The sequence below is a fragment of the Streptosporangium heterodermiicola genome, from assembly GCF_051390675.1.
GTDB lineage: Bacteria > Actinomycetota > Actinomycetes > Streptosporangiales > Streptosporangiaceae > Streptosporangium.
Genome location: NZ_JBPJSR010000008.1, coordinates 185,052 through 205,804 on the forward strand (window position 1 = coordinate 185,052; position 20,753 = coordinate 205,804).

Here is a 20,753-nt window from a genome sequence, read left to right on the forward strand (position 1 = left end):
GACCGCCGCCGCCGTAGGCGTGGTGGGGCTCGTGGCCGCTCTGGTCAGCGGCGCTCCCGCCGTGGTCGTCGAGGCGGTGGCGGGCGTCATCACCGCCGCGGCCGCCGCGGGCTCGCTGTTCGCCGCCGCCTCCAGGACGGCCGACCGGCGCAGGGCGCTGGCCTGGCGCTGGCTGGCCGGCGGCTCGGTCACCTGGCTGGCCGGGGTGGGGGTACGCCCCATCGCGGACGGCGCGCCCTTCGTGGTGACCTTCGCCGACCTGGTGCTCCTGGCCGGTACGGCCATGATCGCCGTCGGCGCCGCGCTGTCGGCGGCGAGGCCCGCGCGCGGGCACGCCCTGCTGCGCGACCTCGCCGACTCCTACGTGTGCGCCGCCGCCATCATGGTGATCCTCTGGGTGTCGCTGGTGGGCCCGGTCTACGGCGACGCCGGTGACGCGGGCGACGCCGCGGTCAGCTTCGCCTCGCCGCTGTTCTGCCTGATCCTCGCCTGCGTCGTGGGCCCCGCGGTGGTGCCGATCCGCCGGTCGGCCTGGCCGGTCGGTCTCGCCGCGCTCGCCGTGCTCGGCGCCGTCGCGACCTCCGAGACGATCACCGCGCTCGCCCGGGTGAGCGGTGACACGCCGTCCCTGACCTGGGTGTGGCTCGCCCCCGCCGCCTTCCTCGTGCTCGCCGCGGTCCCGTGGAGCGGGCCCGCGACCAGGCGGCCCGAGCCCGCGGACGACGAGCCGTCCGTCCGCGAGAGCACGTCGTCGCTGATCGCGGCCGTGCCGCTCTTCCTCGTCGCCGTGGCCACCGTCGTGGTGCTCCTCCGCGTGATCAGCGGCGGGGTGCAGGGCCCTCCGGCGGTCCTGGCCTCGGTGTGCGCGTCGATCGTCGCGGTCCTGCTGGTCCGCCTGTTCGTGACGCTGCTGGAGACCGGCCGGCTGCGGAGCCTGCTCCACCTCGGCGAGCGGCAGCTGCACGACCTCGCCGAGAGCGCCGGGGACGTGGTCCTGCTGTGCGACTACGACGGCGTGGTGCGGCAGATCGGCGAGGGCGTCGAGATCACGTACGGCTACCGCCCCGACGACCTGGTCGGCGGGAAGATCTTCGACTACATCCACCCCGAGGACGTGCCGGGGATCCAGGAGGCGCTGCGCGCGATGAGCCTGGAGGAGGAGGCCGAGGAGGGGCCGGGGGCGTGCATGGTCGCCTGCCGGGTCCGGGCCTCCGACGGGACCTGGCGGCCGGCCGAGTCGGTGGCCACCCGGCACGTGCGCGGCGAGGACCTGCTGCTCGTCACCACCCGCGACATCAGCGACCAGGAGGCCCTGCGCAGCCAGGTCGCCCACCTCACCTTCCACGACGGCATCACCGGCCTGCCCAACCGCGCCTACTTCGAGGAGCGCACCCGGGAGGTGCTGGCCCGTCCGGGCGCGAGCAACGTCGCGGTGGTCTTCCTGGACCTCGACGGCTTCACCGCGGTGAACGACTCGGTGGGCCACGCCAGCGGCGACTACCTGCTCGGCCAGGCGGCCCGCAGGTTGCGCGCCGCCGTACGGGCCGACGACACCCTGGCGCGCTGGGGCGGCGACGAGTTCGCGGTGCTGCTTGAGGCGCCGGTCGACGCCCAGACGGCGGTCGACCTGGCCGAGCGGCTGGTCCGCACGGTCTCGTCCGAGCCGTTCCGGGTCGCCGACCGCGACATCGCGCTCACCGCGAGCGTCGGGGTGGCCTTCGCCGCCGACGACGTCTCCTCGGCCGACCTGATCCGCAACGCCGACGTGGCGATGGCGAGGGCGAAGGAGCTGGGCGGGCGCCGGGTCGAGGTGTTCGCCGCGCACATGCACGCCGACGTGGTACGCCGCCTGGAGCTCGCCGCCGACCTGCAGCGGGCCCTGCTGGAGAACCAGTTCGCGATCGAGTACCAGCCGGTGGTCGACCTGGCCACCTCGCGCGTCACCGCCGTCGAGGCGCTGGTGCGCTGGTGCCGGGGCGGCGAGTTCGTCCCGCCGGAGCAGTTCCTCGGCCCGGCCGAGGACACCGGCCTGATCGTCCCGCTGAGCGAGTGGATCCTGCGCGAGTCCTGCCGGGAGGTGGCCGCCTGGCGCGCCTCCGCCTGGGAGATCGGGCTCTCGCTCAACCTGTCGGCCCGGCAGATCATGGCGCCGCGCTTCGTGGAGACCGTCGAGGCGGCCCTGGTCGAGAGCGGGCTGCCGCCCAGCGCGCTCACCCTGGAGGTCATCGAGGAGATGCTGGTCGAGGACGCGGAGGAGACCATCACCCGGCTCTCCGAGCTGCGCGCCCTCGGGGTCCGGCTCGCCATCGACGACTTCGGCACCGGGTACGCCTCGCTGGCGTTCCTGCGGCAGCTCCCGGTCGACATGATCAAGATCGACCCGTCCTTCGTGTCCGGGCTCGGCCGTGACGAGACGCTCACCCTGCTGACCCGCACGATCGTGCGGCTCGGTCACGACCTGGGGCTGATCGTGGTCGCCGAGGGCATCGAGCGGCCCGAGCAGCTGGAGCTCCTGCGGGAGATGGGCTGCACCCGGGGCCAGGGCTTCCTGGTGGCGCGCCCGATGGCCGCGCGCGGCGTCGACTCGCTGATGCGCACCAGCCTCTCCAGCCTCGGCACTCCCGCGTGATCTCACATCTCGGACTCTGAGATATGTGTCCCATGAATTTGACGCGGGGGTGCTTCATCGGCCAAGGTGGAGGCATGCGTATAGGTGGGATCTCATTCTGGGCCAATGGTCCGGTCTCATTGCGGGTACTTTGCTGGCGCGCTGGTCGCTGAGCCGAGACTCTCACCTGCGCGCCGCCCCAGCTCCGCCGACCAGGCGGAATGGGGCATTTTTTATGCCATCAAGCATGCTCAGCCACAAGGAACGAGCCGATGACCGAACAGATGACAGGAGCCCAGGCCCTCGTGAGGGCGCTGGAGCACGTCGGGGTCGACACTGTGTTCGGGATCCCGGGCGGCGCGATTCTCCCCGCCTACGATCCGCTCTACGACTCGGTCAAGGTCCGGCACGTGCTTGTACGGCACGAGCAGGGCGCGGGTCACGCGGCCCAGGGCTACGCGCAGGCCACCGGCAAGGTCGGGGTCTGCATGGCCACCAGCGGCCCCGGCGCGACCAACCTGGTCACCCCGATCGCCGACGCGTACATGGACTCGGTCCCGATGGTCGCGATCACCGGCCAGGTGGCGAGCAACGCCATCGGCACGGACGCCTTCCAGGAAGCCGACATCTCCGGCATCACCATGCCGATCACGAAGCACAACTTCCTGATCACCGACCCGAACGACATCCCCAGGACGATCGTCGAGGCGTTCCACATCGCCTCGACCGGGCGGCCGGGGCCGGTGCTCGTCGACATCGCCAAGGACGCGCTCCAGTCCAAGATGACGTTCCAGTGGCCGGTCGTCATGCAGCTGCCGGGCTACCGCCCGGTGACCAGGCCGCACTCCAAGCAGATCCGCGAGGCGGCGAAGCTGATCGCCGAGGCCAGGCGGCCCGTCCTCTACGTCGGTGGCGGCGTGCACCGCGCGGGGGCGTCGGCGCAGCTGCTTGAGTTCGCCGAGCTGACCGGCATCCCGGTGGTCACCACCCTGATGGCCAGGGGCACCTTCCCCGACAGCCACCCGCAGCACATGGGGATGCCCGGCATGCACGGCTCGGTGTCGGCGGTCGGCGCGCTGCAGAGGTCCGATCTGATCATCGGGCTCGGCGTCCGCTTCGACGACCGCGTCACCGGCCAGCTGTCCACCTTCGCGCCGCACGCGAAGGTCGTCCACGCGGACATCGACCCGGCGGAGATCTCCAAGAACCGGCACGCGGACGTCCCGATCGTGGGCGACTGCAAGGAGGTCATCTCCGACCTGATCAACGTGGTGCGCGGCGAGGAGCGCAAGGGCGACTACGCCGACTGGTGGACGGCGCTCAACGCCTACAAGGCGACCTACCCGCTCGGCTACGCCGAGTTCGAGGACGGCTCCCTCGCCCCGCAGTACGTCATGGAGCGGCTGGGCGCGCTCGTCGGCCCGGACGCGATCTACACCGCGGGCGTCGGCCAGCACCAGATGTGGGCCGCGCAGTTCATCGGGTACGAGAACCCCGGCACGTTCATCAACTCCGGCGGCGCGGGCACGATGGGCTTCGCCCTGCCGGCCGCGATGGGCGCCAAGATGGGCAGCCCCGAGACCACGGTCTGGGCCATCGACGGCGACGGCTGCTTCCAGATGACCAACCAGGAGCTCGCCACCTGCACGATCGAGGGTGTGCCGATCAAGGTCGCGATCATCAACAACGGTAACCTGGGCATGGTCAGGCAGTGGCAGACGCTGTTCTACAACCAGCGTTACTCCAACACCGACCTGCAGACGGTCCGCCGGATCCCCGACTTCGTCAAGCTCGCCGAGGCGTACGGTTGCGTGGGGCTGCGGTGCGAGCGTCCGGAGGACGTGGACGCGACGATCAAGAAGGCCATGGAGATCAACGACGTGCCGGTGGTCGTCGACTTCGTGGTCCACCAGGACGCCATGGTGTGGCCGATGGTCGCGGCCGGGACCAGCAACGACGAGATCAAGTTCGCGCGCGACATGGCGCCCGTCTGGGACAGCGAGGACTAGGCATGAGCAGGCACACGCTCTCCGTGCTGGTGGAGAACAAGCCGGGCGTGCTCGCGCGCGTCGCGGCGCTGTTCAGCCGCAGGGGGTTCAACATCGACTCGCTGGCGGTGGGGCCGACCGAGCACGCGGACATCTCCCGGATGACCATCGTGGTCAACGTCGCGGACCTGCCGCTGGAGCAGGTCACCAAGCAGCTCAACAAGCTCGTCAACGTGCTGAAGATCGTGGAGCTCGACCCGGCGCAGTCGGTGCAGCGCGAGCTCACCCTGATCAAGGTGCGGGCCGACGCGGAGAACCGTTCCAGCGTGCTGGAGCTGGTCAACCTGTTCCGGGCCCGCTGCGTCGACGTCTCCTCGGACGCGGTGACCATCGAGGTCACCGGCACACCCGACAAGCTGCAGGCCTTCATCAAGGTGCTGGAGCCGTTCGGCATCAAGGAGCTTGTCCAGTCGGGCATGGTGGCCATCGGCCGCGGCGCCCGTTCCATCACCGACCGTTCTCTCCGGGCCCTGGACCGGACCGCGTAACGCGTACGAGAAACCCGAAAGGTTAAGCAAGTGACTGAGATCTTCTACGACGACCAGGCCGACCTGTCGATCATCCAGGGCCGGCACGTCGCCGTTCTGGGATACGGCAGCCAGGGTCACGCCCACGCGCTCTCGCTGCGCGACTCCGGCGTGGACGTCCGGGTCGGTCTGCCCGAGGGCTCCAAGAGCCGGGAGAAGGCGGAGGCCGACGGCCTGCGCGTGCTCACGCCCTCGGAGGCCGTCGAAGAGGCCGACCTGACCATGATCCTCGCGCCGGACCACATCCAGCGCCACCTGTACGCCGACCACGTGGCCCCGAACCTGGTCGAGGGCGACGCGCTCTTCTTCGGGCACGGCCTCAACATCCGCTACGGCCTCATCGAGGCGCCCGAGGGCGTGGACGTGGCCATGGTCGCCCCCAAGGGTCCCGGTCACCTCGTGCGCCGTCAGTACACGGCGGGCCGCGGCGTGCCGTGTCTCGTCGCGGTGGAGAAGGACGCCAGCGGAAACGCCCTGGACCTCGCGCTCTCGTACGCCAAGGGCATCGGCGGCACCCGCGCCGGCGCGCTGAGGACGACCTTCAAGGAGGAGACCGAGACCGACCTGTTCGGTGAGCAGGCCGTGCTGTGCGGCGGCGTGTCCGAGCTGATCAAGGCCGGTTTCGAGACCCTGATCGAGGCGGGCTACCAGCCCGAGGTCGCCTACTTCGAGTGCCTGCACGAGATGAAGCTGATCGTCGACCTGATGTACGAGGGCGGCATCCACAAGATGTACTGGTCGGTCTCCGACACCGCCGAGTACGGCGGCTACTCCCGCGGCCCGCGCATCGTGACGCCGGAGACGAAGAAGGAGATGCAGCGCATCCTCGCCGAGATCCAGTCCGGCGAGTTCGCCAAGGAGCTGGTGGACGAGTTCGACGGCGGCCAGAAGAAGTTCACCGCCTATCGCGACGAGCTCGCCGAGCACCCGATCGAGAAGACCGGCGCCAAGCTCCGCCCGATGATGAGCTGGCTCAAGTAACGGAGCTCGGCTCACCGGCCTCAGCCGGCTGAGGCCGGTGAGAGCGACGGCCCGTGCCCCCGCGACTTCACGTCACGGGTGCACGGGCCGTTTCTACGTGTTCAGCCTCTACTTGTTCAGCCCGATCCGCCTAGTGCTTGGCGAAGTTCTGGGTCCAGTAGATGCCCCGGGAGCTGTTGGCCACGCCCACCCCGAGGTGGGTGTAGGCGCAGTTCACGATGTTGGCCCGGTGACCGGCGCTGTTCATCCAGGCGGTGACCACCTCGGCCGGGGTGCGCTGGCCCATCGCGATGTTCTCGGCCCAGGCCCGCATCGGGCTGAACCCGCTCGCCTTGATCCGGGCGGTCATGTCGCGGCCGTCCTGCGAGGTGTGGCTGAAGTAGTTCTTGGCCGCCATGTCGTCCGAGTGGCCCTGCGCGGCCGAGCGCAGCTGCGGGTCGGAGACGAGCGCGCCGCAGCCGTTCCTCTGCCGCTCGATGTTGGTCAGGCGCACCACTTCCTCGGACAGGGAGGATCCCGGCGAGGAGTTGGGAGGCGTGCTGGGGGTGGTGCTGGCCGAGGGGGACGGCGCCGGGGTCGGCTTGGTGGTGCCGGTCGGCGTGGGGGTGGGGGTGGGGCTGGGGGTGGGGGTGGCTGTGGGGGAGCAGTCGCTGAGCCTGACGGGCTTGGAACGGCCGCCGTTGCCCCGGTAGTCGGTGACGACGGTGTAGTAGACGCCGGGGGCGCAACGCAGCCTCACCGTCACCCGCCCGTTGGTTCCCTTGCGGGACGCGCTCTTGACGATCGGGTCGTTCCCGGCCACGGCGCGCTTGATGCGGACGCGGACCAGGGCGGTGTCGTCGCAGCCCAGCCGCGCGGCGGAGGCCTGGATCCGTCCGGCGGGGGTGACGTACGGCTTGGCGGCGTACACACGGCACTCGGCCTGGGGAGCGGCCGCGGCGTGAGCCGTGGCGATCGGCGTGCTGAGGGCCGCCAGGCTCCCGAGGCAGAGTAGTGCCCCTAGCGGTCTGCGCATGTCGGTTCCTCCAGTTGGTTAGACGCTGGATGGACTCCGCATTCTGTCGGGGACGGATCCGTCTTGTCAGCAAATTACGGACATTAACTGTGAGTCCCAGGTAAACCAGAGTGATCGCAGAGGCGTCTGGGCCCGGTGACGCTCGGGCTCGCGTCCCGAGCCCCCAATACGGATATTTCCCTCTTTAGGTGACCTGAGCTGGACATATGCCGCATGGGTGGAGATCGTGGCGCCGGATCACGAGGGGCGGGCGGCGGCCCGGCCGCCCGGAGCCACCGGCCTGGAGGGGCCGAAATATTCTCGTCTTTCGGCGGGCCGCCCCGCCCCAGGGCTTACCGGGCGTCCGCTCGCTGCGATTGAATGTGGCATGGTCTCCCCGGCGCCCTCCCCCGCCGTCGTCACCGTGTCGCGCGGCGTGCGCGTCGGCTACGGTGTCGGCTCGATCTGCACCGCCACCTTCTCCACGGTCCCCGGACTGCTGCTGCTGTTCTACATGACGAACGTGCTCGCGGTTCCCGCCTGGATCGCCGGCGTCGTGGTCTTCCTGCCCAAGCTCTGGGACATGTTCATCAACCCCTGGGTCGGCCAGCGTTCTGACCGGACGGTCTCCCGCTTCGGCGCCCGCCGCCCCTGGATGCTCCTGGGCGCGGTCACCCTGCCGGTGACGTTCGCCCTCACCTTCGCGGGCCCCCCGCTCACCGGCGTCTCCGCCGCCCTGTACGTCGCCTTCTTCTACTTCCTCACCGCGACGGCCTACGCCTTCTACGAGGTCCCGTACAAGGCGATGCCGGCGGAGATGACCGACGACTACCACGAGCGCTCCTCGCTCCTGCAGTGGAAGATGGTCTTCGTCGGCCTGGGGATCCTGCTCGCCGGGGCCGGCGCTCCGGCGATCGCGGGCACCGACCTCTCCGGCCACCGGATCATGGGGCTGCTCATCGGCGCCGTGCTGCTGCTGTCGATGCTCGCCGCCTTCTTCGGCACGGCCCGCGCCCCGGTGATCGCGCGGGCCGAGGCGGAGCCGTCGATCGCCGCCCAGTTCGCCGCGGCCCGGTCGAACAAGACGTTCATGGTGCTGCTCGGCCTGAGCTGCGCCCAGATGTTCTCGGCCGGCGTCATGCTGGCCGGCGCCCCTTACTACGCCACCTACACGCTGGGCGACCCGGCGGCGACCACCACCCTCTTCCTGGGCATCGTCGGCCCGCTGCTGATCACCATGCCGCTCTGGGTCTGGCTGTCCAAGCGCTACGACAAGCGCGGCGCGATGATCCTGTCGTCGGCGCTGTTCCTGGCGGGCACCGTGGGGATGGCCCTCTCCGGCTCGCTCGGTTCCGCGTACGCGCACGCGTGCGTGCTCCTCGTCGGCATCGGCTACGCGGGGCTCCAGCTGCTGCAGTTCTCGATGCTCTCCGACGTGATCGTCCATGACGCCCTGGTCACCGGCAAGCGCAGGGCCGGGGTGTTCACCGGGCTCTGGACGGCCGCGGAGACCGTGGTCTTCGCGTTCGGCGCGCTCGTGCTCGGCTGGCTGCTGGCGGCGACCGGTTTCGTCGAGTCCGACCCCTCGACCCCCGTCGCGCAGCCCGAGTCGGCGACCACGGCGGTGCTGTACGGCACGACGCTGCTGCCCGCGATCCTGATGGGGATCAGCATCCTGCTGACCATGCGCTACACCCTGACGGCCGCGAAGATCAAGGAGGCCCAGGACGCCGCCGCCACGACCCCGGCCGGCGCCGTCGAGGCCCAGGAGAGCTGAGGCCCGATCGGGCGTCAGAGCATCTGGGGCGTGATCATCAGGAAGCCGCAGTCGCCGAAGGAGACGACGTCGCCCGGCCGCACCTTGGCCGGGCCGACCAGGCGCCAGTCGTTCAGCCGGGTGCCGTTCAGCGAGCCGAGATCGACCAGGACCCAGCCCTCCTCGTCGCGGCGCAGCTCGGCGTGCACCCGGGAGACGGTCAGGTCGGCGAGGACCAGGTCGCAGGCGGAGCCGCGGCCCACCACGTAGCGGGTCCTGCCGTCGCCGGGCAGCGCGAGCCGGGGCAGCCTGGGGCGTCGCCAGGCCGACTCCACACGCTTGGTGAAGTCGGAGGCGGAGGCGACGGCCTCGGTGACCATGCGGCGAAACCGGCCGCGTTGCGGCAGGTCGGCGACCAGATTGTCGAGCTCGCCCTGGTTGCGCGCACGCAGGGCCATGTCGACGCGGCCGAGAAAGGTGTCGTGCGACAGGCGTCCCTCGACGGCACGGTCACGTAGCTCGCTGATCGCGCGATCGCGGTCCCCGTCGGAGGCGCGGGCCGGGGGATGCGTCGAGCTCATCCTCCGAGTATCGGCCCCAAGGGCGGAACCTGTCCAGAATATGCAGATCTCTTGCCTCATGGATACTGCGTATGCATACTCGGTATCCATGGCGATCCGACAGGGGCCCTGGCTCTGCCGAGCCAGGGCCCCGTTACGGCTAACCAGTTGCGCACCGAGTCCGAGGCGTCGACAGGGGCGACCTGGCCACTCAACATCGGCCAGGTCTACACGACGCTCTCCCGCCTGGAACGCGACGGCCTGGTGAGCTCCGGCGAGCAGGACCAGCAGGGCCGGGTCGTCTACTCGATCACCGAGGCCGGTCTGGCCGAGATCGAGCGATGGTTCGGCACCCCCGTCGCCCAGTCGGACCGGCCTCGGGACGAGTTGGTCATCGAGCTCGCCCTGGCGGCAGGCAAGGCCGTGGTGCTCGACCCGCGGGCGGTACGTGGAGGGAAGCTGGTGTTCACGACGGAGCTCGGGAAACGCACCACGCACTCGGTGCCCGCCGTCGTCCGGCGTCCGCCGGGGCGAACCGCTGGTGACCGCGGTGCTTCCCGTCTCGCTGGCGGCCAAGATCGGTCTCACCGTCGGTTACGACACCCTGATCGCCGACCCGGCCGCGTCGCGTACGACGCCGGAGCGGGAGGAGCGGTTGCGCGACGTCACGCGGACCGTCAGCGCGTCGGCCACCATCACGGTCGAGCGGGGTTTCCAGGACCGTCTGGCCGCGACGCTGCTCGCCTTCGCGCTCGGTGCCGCCGTCCTGGTTCTCGGAGGCACGTTCGCCGCGACCGGTCTGGCCGCGGCCGAGGGCCGTCCCGACCGGGCCACGCTGGCGGCGGTGGGGGCGACGGGCCGTGTCCAGCGCCTGCTCGTCGCGGGGCAGGCCGCTTTCGTCTCCGGCCTGGGCGTGGCGGGCGGGGTGGCCGTCGGGCTGGCCTTCGGCGTCGCGGGTGTCCTCAGCATGGCGTCCGCCCGCAGGCCGTTCGCGGGGGGCATGCCGGAAGACCTGGCCGGCGCGGCCTCGTTCGTCGTCGACGTGCCCTGGCTCCTGCTGGGAGGCGTCCTGCTCGGCCTGCCCCCGCTGGCCGGGTTGTGCGTGCGGACTGGGGTGGTGCTCACGCGCCGCCCGACCTGAGCGGCCGTTCGGGGAGGGGCTGGCGCACCGGGTCCGTCCCCGGTGCGCCTTCCGCCCAGGGCGGTCAGTCGGTGACGTCGGCGCAGACCACGTGGGCGCCCAGCTCGACCATCCGCTGCTCGCTGCGCGCGTCGGCGACCCTGGCCATCAGGATCGGCGCCTCGCTCGCGGCGAGCTGCGGCAGCCGGGCGCGCACCCCGCGGTGGATGTCCCTGACCACGTCCTCGGCCGCCGACATGTGCACCTTCACGTGCAGCATGATCCCCGGCGCGCCCGAGGAGGTGCTGGCCTCGGAGATCCACACGTGGTGGACGAGCGGGTAGTCCATGAGCAGCTGCGAGATCGCGGCGCGCAGCGCGGGCAGGATCGGGTGGTCGCACCGGCGGTATCCCGGGTCCACCAGCTGCATCGGGCCCGACAGGTGCGGCCGGGGCGCCGGGATCCACGGCTGGGAGGGCGCGGCGGGCACCGGAGCTCTCGGCGGGCGCGCGGTCGCGGGACGCGAGACCGTGGCCATCGCCCCGGTCGCGTACGCCGTCGGCGCCGCGCTCGACAGCGCGGGCGTGGGGCCGCTGCGCGTCGAGAGCAGGTAGCGCTGGAGATCCTCGATCGGCACGGCCGCGGCCGCCGGGCCCGCCGCGTCGATCACGATCTCCCGCACGCCGGTGACGCGCTGGATGTCGAGGATGGTGTCGGCGTCGCACGCCGACAGCGAGTGGCTGCCACGGTGCCGCGCGTAGGTGTCCGCCGAGGTGTATCCGAGCAGGACACGATCACCGGCCTGGGTCGTGCCGAGCACGACGGAGCGGTCGGGTCGCACGGCAACCAGGAGTCCCCATTCGGCCAGCGCCGCAAGCAGCCGATGCGGATCGCCGTGCTGCGCGAGCACGTTGCCGAGAGCGGGGTTCCCGATGCTCATATGAGGAACGATAGGTAGTGGACCACGGCTTATCAGGGTAATCGCGAAGTTTTCCTGGGATCAATACCAACTTGAATTTTGTGCGCATGAGATCTGTCAAGACGGGTAACCGTCTCCTGTGTCGCTGAGTCCCCTCGCGTCCCGCGCGTCTCCGGGAGCGGTCGGCCCGCCATTGAGGCGTCTCGGATCGCGGGACACTCGTGAACGCGTTCACAAGCGCCGATAGACTACGTGAGGTCCGTGCACCCCTCACCGTCTAGTAAGGATCCAGCCTGTGAACAAGCCCGTCGTACTGGTCGCTGAGGAACTTTCCGAGGCCGGTCTCGCGGTTCTGGGCGCGGACTTCGAAGTCCGCCACACCGACGGCGCCGACCGTGCCCAGTTCCTGCCCGCCCTCGCCGACGTGGACGCGCTCATCGTGCGCAGCGCCACGCAGGTCGACGCCGAGGCGATCGCCAACGCCCCCAAGCTCCGCGTCGTCGCCCGTGCGGGCGTCGGCCTGGACAACGTCGACGTGGAGGCCGCCACCAAGGCCGGTGTCATGGTCGTCAACGCGCCGACCTCCAACATCACCAGCGCCGCCGAGCACACCGTCGCCCTCATCCTCGCCTCCGCCCGCAACGTCGCCCAGGCGCACTCCGCGCTCAAGGGCGGCGAGTGGAAGCGCTCGAAGTACACCGGCGTGGAGCTCGACGAGAAGGTCGTCGCGATCCTCGGCCTCGGCAAGATCGGCCAGTTGGTCGCGCAGCGCCTCCAGCCGTTCGGCGTCGAGCTGATCGCCTACGACCCCTACCTGCAGCCGGCCCGCGCCGCGCAGATGGGCGTCCGGCTGGTCTCGCTGGAGGAGGCCCTGAGCGAGGCCGACTTCATCACCGTGCACCTGCCCAAGTCGAAGGAGACCATCGGTCTCATCGGCGACAGGGAGCTCCACACGGTCAAGCCGAACGTCCGCCTCATCAACGTCGCCCGCGGCGGCATCATCGACGAGAACGCCCTCTACTCCGCGATCAAGGAGGGCCGCGTCGCCGGCGCCGGCATCGACGTGTTCCCGAAGGAGCCGGTCACCGACAGCCCGCTCTTCGAGCTCGACCAGGTCGTCGTCACCCCGCACCTCGGCGCCTCCACCCACGAGGCCCAGGAGAAGGCCGGCACCCAGGTCGCGCGCAGCGTGAAGCTCGCGCTCGCCGGGGAGTTCGTGCCGGACGCGGTCAACGTCCAGGGCGGCGCCGTCGCCGAGGACGTCAAGCCGGGCCTGCCGCTGGCCGAGAAGCTCGGCCGGGTGTTCACCGCCCTCGCGGGCGAGGTCGCCACCAAGCTCGACGTCGAGGTGCGCGGCGAGATCGCCTCCCACGACGTCCGCGTGCTGGAGCTGGCCGCGCTCAAGGGCGTCTTCACCGACGTGGTCGAGGACTCGGTCACCTACGTCAACGCCCCGCTGCTGGCCAAGGACCGCGGCGTGTCGGTCGAGCTGATCACCAGCTCCGAGAGCCCCGACTGGCGCAACGTCGTGACGGTCCGCGGCGTCCTCGCCGACGGCCGCGCGATCTCGGTCTCCGGCACCCTGGCCGGGCCGAGGCAGATCACGAAGATCGTCGAGGTCAACGGCTACCAGATGGAGATCGAGCCGACCGACCACCTGTCGTTCTTCACCTACACCGACCGCCCCGGCATCGTCGGCGTGGTCGGCCGCATCCTCGGCGACCACTCGATCAACATCGCCTCGATGCAGGTGGCCCGTGACGTCAAGGGCGGCAAGGCGCTCATCGCGCTCACCGTCGACACCGCCATCCCGGCCGAGGTGATCGACCAGATCGGCTCGGAGATCGGCGCCGACAGCGGCCGCTCGGTCGACCTGGCCGACTAGCCGGAAAAGCCCAGGTGGCCGCCACCCCGGAGACCGGGGCGGCGGCCACCTCTCGTCTCAGCATGTGAGAAGTGTGTACGCCGGACGAGACGGTGTTTCCACCGCCGGGTAACCTGGAGTGAAATGCGCCAGGTTCTCGTAATTCCTACCTGCCGCGGCGAGGCCTGACAGGGGCAGGCCGGCGACTCGCCGCGGTGTCGTGGCGCGTGCCGGCTCCAAGCCCCCGCCGCCGGTCCGTGATCCGGACCCGCGACATCAGGCCTGGTCGGAGTCCCGACCGGAGTCTCGACCACCTTCCTTGCTGGCATGCGACCGAGACGAGATTCGCCATGTACGACATGTATCCCTGGAACCGTCCCGACGAGACCGAGGACGAGGCCGCCGACGCGCTCCAGACCGCTCTGGACCGCAGGGACAACGGTGGTGTCCCCACCCGCTGAACCCGTTCTCGCCGCCGGGGTCTCCACTGTCTCCCGGCGGTGATCCGCCGGCGTGTCTCATCCGCCGGTCACGGTCTCGGTCGCGAGCTCGACCCGCTTGGCCAGCTGAACACCCTGCGGGTCGGGGCGCACCGCGCCGGCGAAGGACTCGCGGCGCCAGGAGTCGAGTTTCTCCTCCTTGACCACGTCGCCGGTCTGCGGGGCGTGCACCATGTAGCCGGGTTTCGTGATCATGCCGACGTGGCCGAGGCCGCTGAAGAAGACCAGGTCACCGGGCTTGAGATTCTTCCAGGCGATCTTCTTGGAGAAGGCGGCGTACTGGTCGTTGGTGACGCGGGGGAGCTTGATCCCGGCGGCGCCGTAGGCGCGGAGCACCAGGCCGGAGCAGTCGAAGCCGCCGTGGCCGGTGCCGCCCCAGACGTAGGGCGTTCCCTGCTTGGACAGGGCCCACTTCACGGCTTTCTGCCAGGCGGGCCTGACGGCCACGGCCTTCAGGGCCTCTCTCAGCGCGGGGGTGTTGAGCGCGGCGGGCCCGGGGGCGGGGGGCGGGGAGGCGGCCAGGGCGGCGGGTGAGGTCGCGCACACCGCGGCGCCGACGACGATCATGGAGGCGGAGATGGACAGGACGCGGGGGAGAACTGTGCCGGACAGGATGATTCCTTCCATAAGGCCGGCCGGGTGAGCTGTCGGGCTCGGGCGTGGAGGCCGCCCTACGGCGCGAGAACGCGCTGATTCGCCCCAAGGAATCCACCTGACGACGGCCGGGAACGGCGCTCCGGGGGAGGAGCGGGGTTCCCGAGGCCAGGTAGATCCCGTAAAGAGTGGTTCCCCGGCTCCGTGCGGGCCCGGTAAGGGGATGGCCCGTACGGATTAGGCATTGATGTGAATGGGAGGACCATAACCAAACCTCACGAAACGGTCAATAGGAAGCAAAAATGGACAAAACGATCAGGGGGTCCGACGGGCGAGCGTGTCCGGAGGATGAGACCGTTGTTCGATCACCGAGACGGACCGGTAAGGTGCCTGCATGGATTCGCGTAACATTCGCCTGGCGGTCATCCCCGGGGACGGAATCGGAGTCGAGGTCGTCACCGAGGGGCTGAAGGTCCTCGAAGCGGTCGGCACGAAGGTGGAGACCACCACCTACGACCTCGGCGCCAAGCGCTACCACGAGACCGGCGAGACCCTGCCCGACACGGTCCTCGACGAGCTGCGCGGATACGACGCGATCCTGCTCGGCGCGGTCGGCGACCCCAGCGTGCCCCCGGGCATCCTGGAGCGCGACCTGCTGCTCAAGCTCCGCTTCCGGCTCGACCACTACGTGAACCTCCGCCCGGTCAAGCTCTTCCCCGGCGTCGAGACGCCGCTGGGCAGGGCCCGCCCCGAGGACATCGACATGATCGTCGTCCGCGAGGGCACCGAGGGTCCGTACGCCGGCGCGGGTGGCGTCATGCGCCGGGGCACGCCGCACGAGATCGCCACCCAGGAGTCTCTGAACACCGCGTACGGCGTCGAGCGCGTCGTGCGCTACGCCTTCGACAAGGCGCAGGGCCGCCCCCGCGGGAAGCTGACCCTGGTCCACAAGACCAACGTGCTCACCTACGCCGGTGACCTCTGGGCCCGCACCTTCGACCGCGTCGGCCTGGAGTATCCCGACGTCCAGACCGACTACTGCCACGTCGACGCGGCCTCGATGTTCTTCGTCAGCCAGCCCGAGCGCTTCGACGTGATCGTCACCGACAACCTCTTCGGCGACATCCTCACCGACATCGGCGCGGCGATCGCCGGTGGCATCGGCCTCGCGGCGAGCGGCAACGTCAACCCCGACCGCACCGCGCCGAGCATGTTCGAGCCGGTTCACGGCAGCGCCCCCGACATCGCGGGCCAGGGCAAGGCCGACCCGACCGCCACGATCCTGTCGATCGCCATGCTCCTCGATCACCTGGGCCTGGCCGCCGAGGCCGCCAGGGTCGAGCGGGCCGTCGCCGACGACCTGGTCGAGCGGCTGACCGGCCGGGCCGGCCGGACCACCCGCGAGATCGGCGACGACATCACCGCCCGAGTAGCCGGCTGAGGAAGCCGCCCTCCTCGACCCCGACGCGCCTGGCGGCTCACCCGAGCCGCCAGGCGCGTTTTTGTTTCTCCAGCAGTGCCGGTTTTCGGCATGGATGGAGTAGTTTCCCGTTACCCGGTCCGACGCAGAATGGACCCAAGGGTAAGCCAGACACCAAGAGAAGGATCCGTGCGATGACCACCGCTCAGAAGCTCAGCTTCGACGTGCAGCTCTCCGACCACGCTCGCACCGCGGCAGAGCGCGAGCAGGTACTGGCGAGCCCCGGGTTCGGGCAGGTCTTCACCGACCACATGATCTCGATCGACTACACCGAGGGGCAGGGCTGGCACGACGCCGAACTCGTGCCGTACGGCCCGCTCAGCCTCGACCCCGCGACGTCGGTCTTCCACTACGCGCAGGAGCTTTTCGAGGGGCTCAAGGCCTACCGCCAGGAGAACGGCACGATCGTGACCTTCCGGCCGGAGGCCAACGCCGCGCGCTTCAACACCTCGGCGGCGCGGATGGCGATGCCCGAGCTGCCCGAGGAGACGTTCGTCGAGTCGCTGGAGCTGCTCGTCCAGACCGACCGCGAGTGGGTCCCGACCACGCCGGGACACAGCCTCTACCTGCGCCCCTTCATGATCGCGACGCAGCCGGCGCTCGGCGTCAACTACCCGTCCAGGACCTACAAGTACATGGTCATCGCCTCTCCGGCGGCGGCCTACTTCGGCGGGGGCAAGGCCGTCACGGTCTGGCTCTCCACCGAGTACACCCGCGCGGCCCCCGGCGGCACCGGTTTCGCCAAGTGCGGCGGCAACTACGCGGCGGCCTTCGTGGCCCAGCGCCAGGCCGTCGAGCAGGGCTGTGACCAGGTGGTCTGGCTCGACGCGGGCGAGCACCGCTACGTCGAGGAGATGGGCGGGATGAACCTGTTCTTCGTCTACGGCGACCGCCTGCTGACCCCGGCGCTCACCGGGACGCTCCTGCCCGGCATCACCCGCGACTCGATCCTCTCCTTCGCCTCCGACCTCGGCCTCCACGCCGAGGAGGGGCGCCTGTCGGTCGAGGAGTGGCAGCGGGGCTGCGAGACGGGCGAGCTCAGCGAGGTCTTCGCCTGCGGCACCGCCGCGGTGGTCACCCCGGTCGGCTCGGTCAAGGGCGCCGACCGCGCCTGGACGATCGGCGACGGCACCCAGGGCCCCGTCACCTCGAAGATCCGCGAGGAACTCGTGGGCATCCAGTACGGGTCCCGTCCCGACCCGCACAGCTGGGTCCACAAGATCTGCTAGTCCCGTACGGAGGGATCCACGGAGAGGTCCGCGGGGGGATCCACGGAGAGTTCAACGGGACCGGTCGGCTGAAGCGCCGCCGGTCCCGTGCGAAGGAGCTCACGGAGAGGTCCGCGGGGGGCCGGTCGGCCGGGTGCCTGCCGGTCCCGCCCGGACGGGGCCTTTGGAAGGGGCCACTGGGACCGGTCGGCCGGGGTGCCTGCCGGTCCCGCGCGGAGGAGACCCGGCCGCCCACCCGGCCGGGCCCCCGCCGGGCGGATCTATCCCTCGATCAGCTTTCCGGTGTCGATCGTGAGGTCCCAGGGGGCGGGGAGCTCAAGGGGCTCTCCGAGGATCACCTGGTGTTGCTGCTGGTATCCACGCTCTCCGGGGTGGCTGAGCAGCCGGGCGAGATTCTGGGGGGCGTCGATCACCAGATGGAGCGGGACACCCGCGATCGCGCAGTTCCCGGGCTTGGTGACATGGTCGTCGTCCCGGCTGCTGGGGGAGACCACCTCCACGACGAGCAGCGTTTCCTCGGCGTAGACGTTCTCGTCGTCCCACATGCGGGGAGATTTCGGCACGACAAGGAGGTCGGGCCGATAGCGATCTTTCTGGACACCCAGGAAGAGCTTGACGTCGTATACGGGATGCCAGCCCTGCGCCGTGGCGAACGGGATGAGCTGGATCAGCAACTGCAGGATGGCCTTGGCATGGTTGAGCGTGGGCAACTCCCTCACCACGATCCGGCCGTTGATGAGCTCGACCTTGCGATCAGGCCACTGATCACAGGTCTTCTGGTAGTGCCGTTCGAGCTCCTGGTGGTTGGTGGACATGGGCTTCGCCTCGCGACGGTCCAGGGTCTTGGCCATGAGGTCCATCCTTCCCTTCGCGCGGGTGAGCGCAACGCGTTTGTCGCGTCACCTAAAGTAATCGGAAAGACTTCTCCACGCCCGCGATTCGGGAAAGTTCTCGTCAGTGCTTTCGAATCATGGTGAGGCCGTCGGCGATGGGGAGCATGATCGAGGTGACCCGCTCGTCGGCGCTGACCATGTCGTTGAACTCGCGGATGTGCCTGACGGTCTCGTCGTCCCGGCTGGGGTCGGCGACGTGGCCGCTCCACAGGGTGTTGTCGACGAGGATCACCCCGCCGGGGGCCAGGCGGGACATGAGGATCTCGTAGTAGACGGGATAGTTGACCTTGTCGGCGTCGATGAACGCCAGATCGACGGCGGGGTGCTCGGGAAGTTCGCGCAGCCGCTCGGCCGCGGGGCCGATCCTCAGCTCGATGCGGTCCGCGACCTGTGCCTTGTCCCAGTGGTTCCTGGCGATCGCCGTCCACTCCTCGCTCACGTCGAAGCAGGTGAGCCCGCCGCCGGGGGCGAGCCCGCGGGCGAGGCAGATGGAGGAGTATCCGGTGAAGGTGCCCACCTCCACCGCGTTCCTGGCCCCGCCGAGCTGAGCGATCATGGTGAGGAAGCGCCCCTGGTCGGGGGAGATCTGCATCGACGCGTTGTTGCCGGTCAGCTCGCGGGTCTCAAGGGCGAGCGCGTCGAGGACGTCGTCGGGCTGGGTGGTGTGCGCGAGCAGATACTGCCCCACGGTGGGGTCGAGATAGGTCGCCTTCATGGGGCCCATTCTCGCCCGTGCCGGACGGCGGCGGGGGGCGATTCCGGGCCGTGTCCGGGTCTGTCCGGGGCCTGATCAGGTCTTGCCCGAAGTCCCGTCCGGGCCGGTCTCCGGGCTCGTGGCCGGGTCGTGCCGGCACGCCGCGGGTCTCGGATCCTGAGATCGATGTGTCAGACGGTGTCGGCGTATGGCAGACTCCGAAGCATCATGTTCTACGGTCTGCTCATTATCGGCAGGCGCGCTGGCTGAAAAGGGACACCGCCAGCGCGCAGACCTCTCACGTCCGTGAGGGGTCATTTTTGTTTCCAGAAGCCGGATGAGCGCGCGGCGAATCATCGAACCCGCGAAGGAGAACGACATGGCCGACGATCGCTTCCACGTGTACGACACGACTCTGCGTGACGGTGCCCAGCAGGAGGGGCTCAGCCTCACGGTGGCCGACAAGCTGACCGTCGCGCGTCACCTGGACGGCCTGGGCGTCGGCTTCATCGAGGGAGGTTGGCCCGGCGCCAACCCCAAGGACACGGAATTCTTCAGGCGCGCTCAAACAGAGCTCGACCTGAAGCACGCGCAGCTCGCCGCGTTCGGCGCGACCCGCCGGGCAGGTGTGAAGGCAGCCGACGACCCGTTGGTGGCCGCGCTGCGCGAATCCGGCGCGCCGGTCGTGACCCTTGTCGCCAAGAGTCACGACCGGCACGTGGAGCTGGCCCTCCGCACGACCCTCCAGGAGAACCTCGCGATGATCCGCGACACGGTCTCCCACCTTCGTGCGGAGGGGCAGAGGGTCTTCCTCGACGCCGAGCACTTCTTCGACGGCTACAAGTCCAACCCGGACTACGCGCTGGAGGTGCTGCGCACCGCCGCCGAGGCGGGAGCCTCGGTCATCGCGCTGTGCGACACCAACGGGGGCATGCTCCCCGACGAGCTGGCCGAGGTCGTGAACGCGGCCGTCGGGACGTCGGCCAGGATCGGCATCCACTGCCACGACGACACCGGCTGCGCGGTCGCCAACTCCCTGGCGGCGGTGAAGGCCGGGGCCACCCACGTGCAGGGCTGCGCCAACGGCTACGGCGAGCGCTCGGGCAACGCCAACCTGTTCACCGTGGTGGCCAACCTGCAGCTCAAGCGGGGATTCGACCTCGTGCCTGCGGAGGCGCTGGCCGACATGACCAGGATCGCCCACGCGATCACCGAGGTCACCAACGTCACCCCCAACTCCCACGCCCCCTACGTGGGCGTCTCCGCCTTCGCGCACAAGGCCGGGCTGCACGCCAGCGCGATCAAGGTCGACCCCAATCTCTACCAGCACATCGACCCCGCCGAGGTCGGCAACGACATGCGCATGCTCGTCTCCGACATGGCCGGACGCGCCTCGGTGGAGCTCAAGGGCCGCGAGCTGGGCTACGAGCTGGCCTCCGACACCTCGCGGGAGCTGGTGAACCGGGTCAAGGAGCTGGAGTCGAAGGGATACACCTTCGAGGCCGCCGACGCCTCCTTCGAGCTGCTGCTCCGCGACACCGTCGCGGGCGAGCGCAGGCGTCACTTCCAGGTCGAGTCCTGGCGGGTGATCGTCGAGCGGGCCCGGGGCGGCGAGGTCGTCAGCGAGGCCACCGTGAAGCTGTACGCCAAGGGGGAGCGGATCGTCGCCACCGGCGAGGGCAACGGCCCGGTCAACGCCCTCGACCGGGCCGTACGGCTGGGGCTGGAGCGGCTCTACCCCGAGCTGGCGGGGGTCGAGCTGATCGACTTCAAGGTGCGCATCCTGGAGGGCACGCACGGCACCGACGCCGTCACGCGCGTGCTGATCACCTCCAGCGACGCGGCCGGGGAGTGGTCCACGGTCGGGGTCGACGAGAACATCATCGAGGCCTCCTGGCAGGCGCTGGAGCAGGCCGTCACCTACGGCCTCCTGCGCGCGGGCCACGACGCCTGACACGGCCGTTCGGGCCACCGGCCGTTTCCCGG

16 protein-coding genes, 1 pseudogene and 1 riboswitch are annotated in these 20,753 nt (G+C 70.0%); of the genes and pseudogenes, 11 read left to right on the forward strand and 6 right to left on the reverse strand.

Translation table 11 applies throughout. From position 1 onward, the window contains the following. Positions 1-22: 22 nt before the first annotated feature. The 4 genes from ACSC1Q_RS19310 to ilvC all read left to right on the forward strand — a co-directional run bounded on the left by ACSC1Q_RS19310 (position 23) and on the right by ilvC (position 6,164). Positions 23-2,629: a putative bifunctional diguanylate cyclase/phosphodiesterase gene (locus ACSC1Q_RS19310; protein ID WP_436760264.1), complete on the forward strand. Its 2,607-nt coding sequence runs from the start codon at positions 23-25 to the stop codon at positions 2,627-2,629. A 200-nt stretch (positions 2,630-2,829) separates the two neighbouring features. Then, positions 2,830-4,617, forward strand: coding sequence for an acetolactate synthase large subunit (locus tag ACSC1Q_RS19315; RefSeq protein WP_436760098.1), 1,788 nt, complete (start codon positions 2,830-2,832; stop codon positions 4,615-4,617). A gap of 2 nt (positions 4,618-4,619) precedes the next feature. After that, positions 4,620-5,144: an acetolactate synthase small subunit gene (gene ilvN / locus ACSC1Q_RS19320; RefSeq protein ID WP_389914869.1), complete on the forward strand. Its 525-nt coding sequence runs from the start codon at positions 4,620-4,622 to the stop codon at positions 5,142-5,144. 39 nt (positions 5,145-5,183) lie between these two features. Continuing rightward, entirely contained in the window at positions 5,184-6,164 is a 981-nt protein-coding gene (gene ilvC, locus ACSC1Q_RS19325; protein ID WP_350969650.1) for a ketol-acid reductoisomerase, read from the forward strand. A gap of 130 nt (positions 6,165-6,294) precedes the next feature. Here the strand turns inward: ilvC and ACSC1Q_RS19330 are convergent, their stop codons facing one another. Next, positions 6,295-7,179 carry a CAP domain-containing protein gene (locus ACSC1Q_RS19330; protein WP_436760099.1) on the reverse strand — a complete coding sequence of 295 codons (885 nt, stop codon included), beginning with the start codon at positions 7,177-7,179 and terminating at the stop codon, positions 6,295-6,297. Positions 7,180-7,546: 367 nt separating this feature from the next. On the opposite strand from ACSC1Q_RS19330, the gene ACSC1Q_RS19335 reads away from it, so the two are divergent. After that, on the forward strand, positions 7,547-8,935 hold the full coding sequence (locus tag ACSC1Q_RS19335) for an MFS transporter (RefSeq protein WP_436760100.1): 1,389 nt from the start codon (positions 7,547-7,549) through the stop codon (positions 8,933-8,935). Positions 8,936-8,949: 14 nt separating this feature from the next. Here ACSC1Q_RS19335 and ACSC1Q_RS19340 read toward each other — a convergent pair whose 3' ends face one another. Next, positions 8,950-9,495, reverse strand: a complete 546-nt coding sequence (locus tag ACSC1Q_RS19340; RefSeq protein WP_344749304.1) for an FHA domain-containing protein — start codon at positions 9,493-9,495, stop codon at positions 8,950-8,952. Here ACSC1Q_RS19340 and ACSC1Q_RS19345 point away from each other — a divergent pair. Both ACSC1Q_RS19345 and ACSC1Q_RS19350 read left to right on the forward strand, forming a co-directional pair. Continuing rightward, a pseudogene (locus tag ACSC1Q_RS19345) lies at positions 9,481-9,753 on the forward strand (PadR family transcriptional regulator); the annotation flags it as partial. The gene ACSC1Q_RS19340 and the pseudogene ACSC1Q_RS19345 overlap by 15 nt on opposite strands. Positions 9,754-10,015: 262 nt before the next feature. After that, positions 10,016-10,615: a hypothetical protein gene (locus ACSC1Q_RS19350; RefSeq protein WP_436760101.1), complete on the forward strand. Its 600-nt coding sequence runs from the start codon at positions 10,016-10,018 to the stop codon at positions 10,613-10,615. Positions 10,616-10,679: 64 nt separating this feature from the next. Here ACSC1Q_RS19350 and ACSC1Q_RS19355 read toward each other — a convergent pair whose 3' ends face one another. Further along, complete coding sequence (locus ACSC1Q_RS19355) at positions 10,680-11,534, reverse strand: hypothetical protein (protein ID WP_436760102.1); 855 nt, start codon at positions 11,532-11,534, stop codon at positions 10,680-10,682. A gap of 274 nt (positions 11,535-11,808) precedes the next feature. Here ACSC1Q_RS19355 and serA point away from each other — a divergent pair, with 274 nt between their 5' ends. Then, complete coding sequence (gene serA / locus ACSC1Q_RS19360) at positions 11,809-13,398, forward strand: phosphoglycerate dehydrogenase (RefSeq protein WP_436760103.1); 1,590 nt, start codon at positions 11,809-11,811, stop codon at positions 13,396-13,398. A gap of 497 nt (positions 13,399-13,895) precedes the next feature. Here serA and ACSC1Q_RS19365 read toward each other — a convergent pair whose 3' ends face one another. Then, positions 13,896-14,504, reverse strand: coding sequence for a C40 family peptidase (locus ACSC1Q_RS19365; protein ID WP_436760104.1), 609 nt, complete (start codon positions 14,502-14,504; stop codon positions 13,896-13,898). Next, positions 14,492-14,725: riboswitch (cyclic di-AMP (ydaO/yuaA leader) on the reverse strand. Its footprint overlaps the gene before it by 13 nt. 140 nt (positions 14,726-14,865) lie before the next feature. Between ACSC1Q_RS19365 and ACSC1Q_RS19370 the strand changes: the two genes are divergently transcribed. Both ACSC1Q_RS19370 and ACSC1Q_RS19375 read left to right on the forward strand, forming a co-directional pair. Continuing rightward, positions 14,866-15,912, forward strand: coding sequence for a 3-isopropylmalate dehydrogenase (locus ACSC1Q_RS19370; protein ID WP_436760105.1), 1,047 nt, complete (start codon positions 14,866-14,868; stop codon positions 15,910-15,912). Between the two features lie 173 nt (positions 15,913-16,085). Continuing rightward, positions 16,086-17,180, forward strand: a complete 1,095-nt coding sequence (locus ACSC1Q_RS19375) for a branched-chain amino acid aminotransferase (RefSeq protein WP_436760106.1) — start codon at positions 16,086-16,088, stop codon at positions 17,178-17,180. Positions 17,181-17,440: 260 nt separating this feature from the next. On the opposite strand, the gene ACSC1Q_RS19380 is transcribed toward ACSC1Q_RS19375, so the two are convergent. Together ACSC1Q_RS19380 and ACSC1Q_RS19385 are read right to left on the reverse strand one after the other, a co-directional pair. Next, positions 17,441-18,031 (reverse strand): Uma2 family endonuclease, encoded by a 591-nt coding sequence (locus ACSC1Q_RS19380; protein ID WP_436760107.1) that lies wholly within the window; start codon positions 18,029-18,031, stop codon positions 17,441-17,443. Between the two features lie 103 nt (positions 18,032-18,134). Continuing rightward, positions 18,135-18,788, reverse strand: a complete 654-nt coding sequence (locus ACSC1Q_RS19385; protein ID WP_436760108.1) for an O-methyltransferase — start codon at positions 18,786-18,788, stop codon at positions 18,135-18,137. Positions 18,789-19,146: 358 nt separating this feature from the next. On the opposite strand from ACSC1Q_RS19385, the gene cimA reads away from it, so the two are divergent. Beyond that, the gene (gene cimA / locus ACSC1Q_RS19390; protein WP_436760109.1) at positions 19,147-20,721 is read left to right on the forward strand and encodes a citramalate synthase; all 1,575 of its coding nucleotides are present in this window, start codon (positions 19,147-19,149) and stop codon (positions 20,719-20,721) included. The last annotated feature ends 32 nt before the right edge of the window (positions 20,722-20,753 follow it).

Bases quoted from the DNA above. Each gene is read 5' to 3' on its own strand.
- ACSC1Q_RS19375 (WP_436760106.1), top strand. From the start codon at position 16,086: ATGACCACCGCTCAGAAGCTCAGCTTCGACGTGCAGCTCTCCGACCAC.
- ACSC1Q_RS19315 (WP_436760098.1), top strand. From the start codon at position 2,830: ATGGGGCATTTTTTATGCCATCAAGCATGCTCAGCCACAAGGAACGAG.
- ACSC1Q_RS19330 (WP_436760099.1), bottom strand. From the start codon at position 7,179: ATGCGCAGACCGCTAGGGGCACTACTCTGCCTCGGGAGCCTGGCGGCC.
- ACSC1Q_RS19385 (WP_436760108.1), bottom strand. From the start codon at position 18,788: ATGAAGGCGACCTATCTCGACCCCACCGTGGGGCAGTATCTGCTCGCG.
- cimA (WP_436760109.1), top strand. From the start codon at position 19,147: ATGGCCGACGATCGCTTCCACGTGTACGACACGACTCTGCGTGACGGT.
- ilvN (WP_389914869.1), top strand. From the start codon at position 4,620: ATGAGCAGGCACACGCTCTCCGTGCTGGTGGAGAACAAGCCGGGCGTG.
- ACSC1Q_RS19355 (WP_436760102.1), bottom strand. From the start codon at position 11,534: ATGAGCATCGGGAACCCCGCTCTCGGCAACGTGCTCGCGCAGCACGGC.
- ACSC1Q_RS19340 (WP_344749304.1), bottom strand. From the start codon at position 9,495: ATGAGCTCGACGCATCCCCCGGCCCGCGCCTCCGACGGGGACCGCGAT.
- ACSC1Q_RS19380 (WP_436760107.1), bottom strand. From the start codon at position 18,031: ATGGCCAAGACCCTGGACCGTCGCGAGGCGAAGCCCATGTCCACCAAC.
- ACSC1Q_RS19365 (WP_436760104.1), bottom strand. From the start codon at position 14,504: ATGGAAGGAATCATCCTGTCCGGCACAGTTCTCCCCCGCGTCCTGTCC.
- ACSC1Q_RS19335 (WP_436760100.1), top strand. From the start codon at position 7,547: ATGGTCTCCCCGGCGCCCTCCCCCGCCGTCGTCACCGTGTCGCGCGGC.
- ACSC1Q_RS19370 (WP_436760105.1), top strand. From the start codon at position 14,866: ATGGATTCGCGTAACATTCGCCTGGCGGTCATCCCCGGGGACGGAATC.